This is a genomic window from Microbacterium sp., assembly GCF_029263575.1.
GTDB lineage: Bacteria > Actinomycetota > Actinomycetes > Actinomycetales > Microbacteriaceae > Microbacterium.
The window spans coordinates 1-6,725 of record NZ_JAJUFV010000151.1; the positions used below are offsets into that span (position 1 = coordinate 1).

Sequence of the window (6,725 nt, forward strand, 5' to 3'; positions counted from 1 at the left end):
AGATCGACTACACCGCGCGGCTGCAGCCACCCTCGGCCGAGCATTGGCTGGGTACGACGCACATCGGTGAAGATGTGCTCAGCCAGGTCATCCACGGCACCCGCGGTGTCGTCGTGGTCGGCTTCCTCGCCGCTGCCATCGCGACCGTGATCGCCATCACGGTCGGGGTGATCGCCGGTTACCTCTCCGGCTGGAAGAGCGAGGCGCTGTCTGCGCTGACGAACGTGTTCCTCGTGATCCCCGGGCTCCCGCTGATCATCATCGTCGCGGCGATGTTCGAGGACCCCCCGCTCGTGCTGATCGCCGCGGTGCTCGGCATCACCGGCTGGGCGTGGGGTGCTCGTGTGCTGCGTGCGCAGACCATGTCGCTGCGCAACCGCGACTTCGTGCAAGCGGCGCGCGCGAACGGTGAGCCGCTCGGTCGCATCATCACGCGTGAGATGCTGCCGAACCTCATGGCGCTGATCGCCGCGAGCTTCGTCGGCACCGTTACCGCCGCGATCCTGGGCCTGACGACGCTGTCGTATATCGGTGTGATCCCGGTGACGACCTACAACTGGGGCACGATCCTGAACTGGGCGTCGGCCCAGGGAGCGTTCGGTCAGAACCAGTGGTGGTGGTACATGCCGCCCGGACTCTGCATCGCCGCGATCGGCGTCGCCCTGTCGCTCATCAACTTCGGCATCGATGAGTATGTCAACCCGCGTCTGCGTTCAGCCGGAGAACGAGCGCGCGCCATGAAGAAGAAGGGCCTCGACGTCAACGAGGCCGTCACCGCCGTGCGTTCCACGAACGTCGCGCACCCCCAGAACGAGAAAAAGAAGTGATGACCTCTGAAACCCTGACGCTGGCCTACCTGGATGCAGCGCTGCCGATCCCCGACCGCGTCGCCGACCTGCTCGGCCGCATGACGCTGGAAGAGAAGATCGGTCAGATGCTGCAGCTCGACGCGCGCGACGATCTCGAAGACCACGTGCTGCGCCGTATGGTCGGGTCGATTCTGCACACCTCTCCCGAGCGCATCGTGCAGGCGAATCAGCTGACGGCGCGTACCCGTCTGCGTATCCCCCTGCTGGTCGGGGAAGACTGCATTCACGGACACTCGTTCTGGCCGGGGGCGACGATCTACCCGACCCAGTTGGGGATGGCGGCATCGTGGAACGCACCCCTGGTCGAGCGCGTCGCACGGGCGACGGCTGTCGAGGTGGCGGCCACCGGCATCCACTGGACGTTCTCGCCCGTCCTCTGCATCGCGCGCGACCTGCGTTGGGGCCGGGTGAATGAAACGTTTGGCGAGGATCCCTTCCTCATCGGTGAGCTCGCCTCGGCGATGGTGCGCGGCTACCAGGGCGACGGCCTGCAGGATCCGACGGCGATCCTCGCCACCGCCAAGCACTTCGCCGGTTACTCCGAGACGCAGGGCGGACGCGACGCCAGCGAGGCCGACATCTCACGGCGGAAGCTGCGCAGCTGGTTTCTTCCGCCGTTCGAGCGCGTGGCCCGTGAGGGGTGCCGCTCGTTCATGCTCGGCTACCAGACCATGGATGGCGTGCCGATCACGACCAACGACTGGCTGCTCAGCGACGTGCTGCGCGGCGAGTGGAACTATACCGGCACGCTCATCACCGACTGGGACAACGTCGGACGCATGGTGTGGGAACAGCACGTGCAGCCCGACATCGCGCACGCCGCCGCCGCGGCCGTCACCGCCGGCAACGACATGATCATGAACACGCCCACCTTCTTCGAAGGGGCATTGGATGCTGTCGCCCAGGGCCTGCTCGCCGATGACGCCTTCGATGTCGCTGTCGCGCGCATCCTGACCCTGAAGTTCGAGCTGGGGCTGTTCGAAGATCCGCGCGTTCCCGTCGATGGTGTGGAGCAGATCGTCGGAAGCGACGAACATGCCGACCTCAACCTCGAGATCACGCGCCGCTCGCTCGTGCTGCTCGAGAACGACGGGCTGCTGCCGCTGGCGCCGACGAAGACACGGCGCGTCGCCGTTCTCGGTCCGCTTGCCGACGACGCGCAGACGCAGCTCGGCGATTGGGCCGGCGGATCCGGGCAGGCCGGCTGGCTGGACGGGCAGCCGCGGGAGATGATCAGCACCGTGCTCGACGGCCTGCGCGAGGTCGCGCCGTGGGAGGTCGTGTACTCCCCGGGCGCCGACATCCTCACGCTCACGCCCGACCCGGCCGGTGCGACCTGGCCGGACGGACAGCCGCGGCCACCCATCGTGACCCCGTGCGAGCCCGATGAGGCGCAGATCGCCGAGGCTGTGGCCGCTGCCGAATCGGCTGACGCCGCCGTGGTTGTCGTCGGCGATCGCATCGAGCTCGTCGGCGAGGGAAAGTCGACCGCGACGCTCGAGCTGCTCGGCGGACAGAACGCCCTGCTGGATGCCGTGATCGCCACCGGCACGCCCGTGGTCGTGGTGCTGATGGCGTCGAAGCCGCAGGTGCTGCCGGCATCCGTGCACGAGGCGGCCGCCGTGCTGTGGGTCGCGAACCCGGGCATGCAGGGTGGTCGTGCGATCGCCGAGTTGTTGACCGGTCAGATCGAACCGACCGGGCGACTGCCCATCTCCTTCGCCCGGCACGCCGGGCAGCAGCCTACGTACTACAACCAGATCCGCGGCCAGCACGGTGACCGGTACGCCGATCTGACTCAGTCGCCGGCGTGGGCATTCGGCGAGGGGCTCTCGTATACGACGGTGGAGTACAGCGACCTCGCGCTCGACGAGACGGCGCTCGCGGCATCCGATCGCATCGTCGCACACGTGTCGGTGACCAATACGGGCCAGCGCGAGACGATCGAGACGGTGCAGGTGTATGTGCGCGATCGGGTGACGAGCGTGAGCTGGACCGACAAGGAGCTCAAGGGCTACCAGCAGGTGACGCTGACTCCCGGAGAGTCGGCGCGTGTTCGCATCGAGCTTCCGGTCGCCGACTGCACCATCGTGGACGCCGCGGGAGACCGCATCGTCGAACCGGGCGAGTTCGAGCTGCTGATCGGGCCCTCGTCACGGGAAGAGGTGCTGCTGAGCGCAGGGTTCACGGTCGCCTGAATCCGCCGGTGGCCGTCGCGGCCACCTGGTCTGTCCTCACAGGCGCGTGAGCTGGTCGAGGAACTCGTCCGCCATGGCAACCTGGCTGATCAGCTGCTCGCGACGCTGCTCGGCGGTATTCCGAATGCCGATGAGAGCCTCACGGTCCGCAGCGGAGGCGGGATCGCGGCTAAGGGCGTCGAATACGGCGAGGACATCTCGCATCTGCTCCAGGGTGTAGCCGAGCGGTTTCATGCGTCTGATGAGCATGATGCGGGCGACATCCTCTTCCGTGTAGAGGCGGAAGCCGCCGTCGGTTCGTCCGGACGGGGTGACCAGGTCGATGTCGTCGTAGTGGCGGAGCGTGCGAAGCGACAGCGAAGTTCGTTCGGCGACCTCACCGATGTGCATCGTGCTGGGGTTGCCCATGGAAGCTCCTCGTCCGATTTCCGGTCGACTCTCACGTTACGGTAGAGTCTGACGCAATCGCCCTTCGCGATGCATCCACCTATTCTCTCCCGCCGATGCTGTCGGCCCGGCGCACAGGCGCGCTGAACATCTCTGCCCATCCGAGCCATCTGGAGCGCCATGACCGACGTCGTCCCTGTTCACGATCCGAAAGAGCGTTACCGCATCGAGCCGACGGTCTTCCAGGCGCTGCGCAGTCCGCGGCTGCTGACCCGCGAGGTGCTCGCCGGACTCGTCGTCGCGATCGCTCTCATCCCCGAGGCGATCGCGTTCTCGCTCATCGCCGGAGTCGATCCCCGTGTGGGTCTGTTCTCGTCGTTCGTGATGGCGGTGGCCATCGCCTTCGTCGGCGGCCGGCCCGCCATGATCACCGCGGCGACGGGCGCCATCGCTCTTGTCATCGCTCCCGTCGCCCGCGAGTACGGGATGGACTACCTCATCGCTACCGTCCTCCTCGGCGGCCTCATCCAGATCGTGTTCGCCGCACTCGGCGTGGCGAAGCTGATGCGGTTCATTCCCCGCAGCGTCATGGTCGGTTTCGTCAACGCACTGGCGATCCTCATCTTCATCTCGCAGCTCGTGCATCTGGTCGACGTGCCGTGGCTCGTCTACGTGCTCGTCGCTGCCGGACTGGGCATCATGTTCCTGATGCCGCGCATCACCAAGGTGATTCCTGCGCCGCTGGTCGCGATCGTGCTCCTGACCGGGGCGGCGGTGGTGTTCGGTCTGAACGTGCCCACGGTCGGGGATCAGGGCGAACTGCCCGAGAGCCTGCCCGAGTTGTTCATCCCGAACGTTCCGCTGACGTGGGAGACGCTGTCGATCATTCTCCCCTTCGCCACGGCGATGGCCATCGTCGGCATCCTCGAGTCGCTCATGACGGCGAAGCTCGTCGACGACATCACCGACACGCACTCGCGCAAGACGCGCGAGACCTTCGGTCAGGGAATCGCCAACATCCTCTCGGGTGCCTTCGGCGGTATGGGCGGCTGCGCGATGATCGGTCAGACGATGATCAATGTCAAGGCTTCGGGCGCCCGCACGCGCATTTCGACCTTCCTGGCCGGAGTTTTCCTGCTGATCCTCGTGCTCGCGCTCGGCGACGTCGTCGCGATCATCCCGATGGCGGCGCTCGTGGCCGTCATGATCGTCGTGTCCATCCTCACCTTCGACTGGCACAGTATCCGTCTGGCGACGCTCAAGCGGATGCCGAAGAGTGAGACGTTCGTCATGCTCATCACCGTCGTGGCGACCGTGCTGACCAACAACCTCGCGATCGGCGTCGGCGTGGGGGTGCTGGCGGCGATGGTGCTGTTCGCCCGTCGCGTCGCCCACTTCGCCAGCGTCACCCGTCGCATCGACAGAGACGAGCAGGTGCCGACAGTTCGTTACACGGTCGACGGCGAGCTGTTCTTCGCCTCGAGCAACGACCTCACGACGCAGTTCGAGTACACCCACGACCCCGAACGCGTGATCATCGACATGTCGCGCTCGCACATCTGGGACGCGTCGACCGTCGCCGCTCTCGACGCAATCGTGACCAAGTACGAGCAACGGGGCAAGCACGTCACTCTCGAGGGGATGAATCAGGCGACGACCGAGCTGCACACGAAGCTGAGCGGAGGTCTCGGCGCCGGTCACTGACGGCCGCAGGTCATTCGTGGCCGGCTTCTTCGCTGTCGGCCAGTCGCCGGTACCGCCGATTGCGCACGCCGAGCAGCATGGATGCGATGATCGCCGCGATGACGGATGCCGATAAGATCGCGACCTTCGCGTGGTCATGGTGCGCGCTCTCGATGTTGAAGCTCAGCTCTGCCACCAGGAGTGAGACGGTGAAGCCGATGCCCGCGAGAAGCCCGACTCCGATGATGTCGATCCATCGCAGATTCGGATCGAGGTCGATGCGCCGCACGCGGGTGATCGCCCAGGTGGCCAGTGTGATGCCCAGCGGTTTGCCGACCACGAGCGCGAGCACGATGGCGACCACCACGGGGTCGGCGAACGCCGAGACGAAGCCCTCACCGCCGCCGATCGCGACCCCGGCGGAGAAGAACGCGAAGATCGGCACGGCCACTCCGGCAGACAGCGGCCGGAACCGGTGTTCGAAGATCTCGGCGAGTCCGGGTCCGGCATCCGGCGAGCGATCCGCTCTGCTGTGCAGCACCGGGATCGTGAAGCCCAGCAGCACGCCGGCGATCGTCGCGTGAATTCCGGAGGCATGGATCAGCGCCCAGGCGACCACGCCGATGGGAAGCAGGATGAGCCACGCCGCCGTCGGTCGCAGGTGAAAGAAGGCTCGGTACCGCTGGGCGATCACGCCGTAGATCGCGATCGCGGCGAGCGCGAGGAAGAGAGGGAGCACGTTGATCTCGTCGGTGTAGAAGATCGCGATAATGCCGATCGCGATCAGGTCGTCGACGACCGCGAGAGTCAGCAGGAAGATTCGCAGCGCGCTGGGCAGGTGCGAGCCGATCACGGCGAGCACGGCGACAGCGAACGCGATGTCCGTGGCCGTCGGGATCGCCCATCCGCGGGACGCTTCGGCTGAACCGGCGACGATCGCAAGATAGATCACGGCGGGGACGATCACACCGCCGACCGCTGCCGTGATCGGCACCACGGCAGTGGAGAATCTCCGCAGATCGCCGGAGACGAATTCGCGCTTGAGCTCCAGCCCGACCAGGAAGAAGAAGATCGCGAGCAGACCATCGGCTGCCCATGCGCCGATGCTGAGTCGCAGATGCCAGGGCTCATAGCCGATCTCGAAGTCCCTCAGCGCGAAATAGGCATCCGCCCACGGCGAGTTCGCCCATAGCAGCGCCAGCGCGGCCAGCGCTACGAGAAGGATGCCGCCGACGGACTCCTTACGCAGGATCTCAGCGACGCGGAGCGATTCTGCACGCGAGGTCGAGGGGAAGATGTTGCGGATGCGGGCAAGGGGAGTGGGCCGTTTCATGCGGTGCTTTCTGGTCGACGAGACGAATCGTCGACCAGGCTTCCCGACACTCCGGTGTTATTTTACCGCAGCCCGCGCTCGTTCCCCGCCCCTGCTCTCTGCGCGCCGGGACCCCGTCTTGTCGTCGGGACCCCGTCTTGTCGTCGAGACCCCGTCTCAGCAACGTGTCCAAGACGGCGGGTTTCGGCAGTAAGAAGGGGGCTCGACGGCCCCGGGCCCGGGGCCGGACCGGGCGGGGCGAGGAGACCCGGCGGC

5 protein-coding genes are annotated in these 6,725 nt (G+C 66.4%); 3 read left to right on the forward strand and 2 right to left on the reverse strand.

Translation table 11 applies throughout. The features are described 5' to 3' along the window. Both Q1J95_RS13020 and Q1J95_RS13025 read left to right on the forward strand, forming a co-directional pair. Positions 1-827 (forward strand): ABC transporter permease (locus Q1J95_RS13020; RefSeq protein ID WP_300268222.1); only part of this gene is annotated, 827 nt, incomplete at its 5' end. Then, positions 827-3,067, forward strand: coding sequence for a glycoside hydrolase family 3 N-terminal domain-containing protein (locus tag Q1J95_RS13025; RefSeq protein WP_300268223.1), 2,241 nt, complete (start codon positions 827-829; stop codon positions 3,065-3,067). The genes Q1J95_RS13020 and Q1J95_RS13025, both read left to right, overlap by 1 nt. Positions 3,068-3,103: 36 nt before the next feature. On the opposite strand, the gene Q1J95_RS13030 is transcribed toward Q1J95_RS13025, so the two are convergent. Then, a complete protein-coding gene (locus tag Q1J95_RS13030; protein WP_300268225.1) occupies positions 3,104-3,475 on the reverse strand; it encodes a MerR family transcriptional regulator in 372 nt (123 codons plus the stop codon). 159 nt (positions 3,476-3,634) lie between these two features. Between Q1J95_RS13030 and Q1J95_RS13035 the strand changes: the two genes are divergently transcribed. Then, entirely contained in the window at positions 3,635-5,158 is a 1,524-nt protein-coding gene (locus Q1J95_RS13035; RefSeq protein ID WP_300268226.1) for a SulP family inorganic anion transporter, read from the forward strand. 10 nt (positions 5,159-5,168) lie between these two features. Here Q1J95_RS13035 and nhaA read toward each other — a convergent pair whose 3' ends face one another. After that, positions 5,169-6,470, reverse strand: a complete 1,302-nt coding sequence (gene nhaA, locus Q1J95_RS13040; RefSeq protein WP_300268228.1) for a Na+/H+ antiporter NhaA — start codon at positions 6,468-6,470, stop codon at positions 5,169-5,171. Between the last annotated feature and the right edge of the window lie 255 nt (positions 6,471-6,725).

Excerpts from the sequence above, each read along its gene's own strand:
- Q1J95_RS13025 (WP_300268223.1), top strand. The coding sequence starts at position 827 with ATGACCTCTGAAACCCTGACGCTGGCCTACCTGGATGCAGCGCTGCCG.
- Q1J95_RS13035 (WP_300268226.1), top strand. The coding sequence starts at position 3,635 with ATGACCGACGTCGTCCCTGTTCACGATCCGAAAGAGCGTTACCGCATC.
- Q1J95_RS13030 (WP_300268225.1), bottom strand. The coding sequence starts at position 3,475 with ATGGGCAACCCCAGCACGATGCACATCGGTGAGGTCGCCGAACGAACT.
- nhaA (WP_300268228.1), bottom strand. The coding sequence starts at position 6,470 with ATGAAACGGCCCACTCCCCTTGCCCGCATCCGCAACATCTTCCCCTCG.